Origin of the sequence: Saccharomonospora iraqiensis subsp. paurometabolica YIM 90007, assembly GCF_000231035.2 — a bacterium.
Classification (GTDB): domain Bacteria; phylum Actinomycetota; class Actinomycetes; order Mycobacteriales; family Pseudonocardiaceae; genus Saccharomonospora; species Saccharomonospora paurometabolica.
Genome location: NZ_KI912217.1, coordinates 3,752 through 5,561, shown reverse-complemented (window position 1 = coordinate 5,561; position 1,810 = coordinate 3,752). Strand labels below are relative to the sequence as shown.

The following is a 1,810-nucleotide window of genomic DNA, read 5'->3' as shown; positions in this document are numbered from 1 at the left end:
GTGCGCTCGCCACCGCGCTCGCGCGGGGCGCTTCGCCGGAGGCCGGTGCGTCCGACCCGGATGTCCCGTCCGACCCGGAGCGGCTGCGCGACGCCGTCGACGTGGCGGTGCGGGTCGCCGGGGTATCCGTCACCCGTGCGGGCGCGCAGCCCTCGTATCCCACCCTCTCCGAACTGTCGTCGGCGAACTAGGCTGGTCCGACATGTCGCAAGCACAGCTCCCCGGGGTCGGAGTCAGTCCCGGCCGTGCGAGTGGCCCCGCCGTGAAGGTCACCGAGTCGATCAGTGAACCCGCGACCACCCCGTCCCCCGAGGACCCGCACGCCGAGGCGGCCAGGGTCGCGCCCGCCGCACAGACCGTGGCGGCCCGGATCGAGGCGACCGCCGCGACGGCGAGCGGGGACGCGGCGACGATTCTGACCACGACCGCGGCGATGGCCGCCGACCCGGCACTGGTGAGTCAGGCCGAACAGCTCGTCACCGCCCAGCGGATCCCCGCGGCCCGGGCGGTGTACGAGGCGGCGAACAACTTCGCGCACGCCCTGACCTCGGCGGGCGGGTACATGGCCGAGCGCGTCCGCGACGTCGAGGACGTGCGGGACCGCATCATCGCCGAACTGCTCGGGATCGCCCCACCGGGCGTTCCGGTTCTCACGGAGCCGAGCGTGCTCATCGCCCGCGACCTGGCCCCGGCCGACACCGCGGCACTCGACCCGGACACGGTGCTCGCGCTGGTGACCGAGGAAGGCGGCCCCACGAGTCACACCGCGATCCTCGCCCGCTCGCTCGGAATCCCGGCGGTGGTCGCGGTGCGGGGTGCGCTGGCGTTCGAGGCCACCGCCGTGGCCGTGGACGGGGACGCCGGGTCCGTGCGGGCGGTCGACCCGGACGCGCCGCCGGTCGCGGCGGCGAGCTCGGGGCCCGCGGAGTGGAACGGCACCGGAGCCACCGCCGACGGCCGGCCCGTGGGGGTGCTGGCGAACGTCGGTGCTCCGGCCGACGCGCGCACGGCGGCCGAGGCGGGCGCCGAAGGGATCGGGCTGTTCCGCACCGAGTTCTGCTACCTGGACACCGACGACGAACCGTCGGTGGCCGACCAGCGTGCCGCCTACGCCGGTGTGCTCGCCCCGTTCGCGGGCCGACCGGTCGTCGTGCGCACACTCGACGCCGGGGCCGACAAGCCGATGGTGTTCCTCTCCCCGGAGAGCGAACCGAACCCGGCGCTCGGCGTGCGCGGGATCCGGGTGGCCTTCGACCGGCCCGACGTGCTCGACCGGCAGTTCGAGGCGATCGTCGCGGCGGCGGCCGACTCCGGCGCCGAGGTCTCGGTGATGGCCCCGATGGTGGCCACCGCCGAGGAGGCCGCGTGGTTCACCGACCGGGCGCACGCCGCGGGCATCCCCCGGGCGGGCGTCATGATCGAGGTTCCCTCGGCTGCGCTCACCGCACACGAGGTCCTGGACGCGGTGGACTTCGTCTCGGTGGGGACGAACGACCTCGCCCAGTACACCTTCGCCGCGGACCGGCAGCTCGGTGCGGTGGCCACGCTGAACGACCCGTGGCAGCCCGCGTTGCTGCGGCTGCTGTCGACGGTCGGGGCCGCCGCGACCGGGAAGGGCAAGCCGATGGGGGTCTGCGGTGAGGCGGCGGCCGATCCACAGCTCGCACGGGTGCTGGTCGGCCTCGGCGCCACGAGTCTGTCGGTCAACGCCGGGTCGGTGCGTGCGGTGGGGGCGAGCCTGGCGGGGGTGTCGTGGGCGGACTGCGCAGGCAGCGTCCGTGCCGCACTCGACGCGCCGACCGCGCGGGCG

1 protein-coding gene and 1 pseudogene are annotated in these 1,810 nt (G+C 75.4%); both read left to right on the top strand.

What is annotated here, in order from left to right; translation table 11 throughout:
- Positions 1–191 (top strand): annotated as a pseudogene (locus tag SACPADRAFT_RS33760) (hypothetical protein); the annotation flags it as partial.
- Between the two features lie 11 nt (positions 192–202).
- A partial coding sequence (locus tag SACPADRAFT_RS0207075; RefSeq protein WP_007027486.1) for a phosphoenolpyruvate--protein phosphotransferase occupies positions 203–1,810 on the top strand: 1,608 nt, incomplete at its 3' end.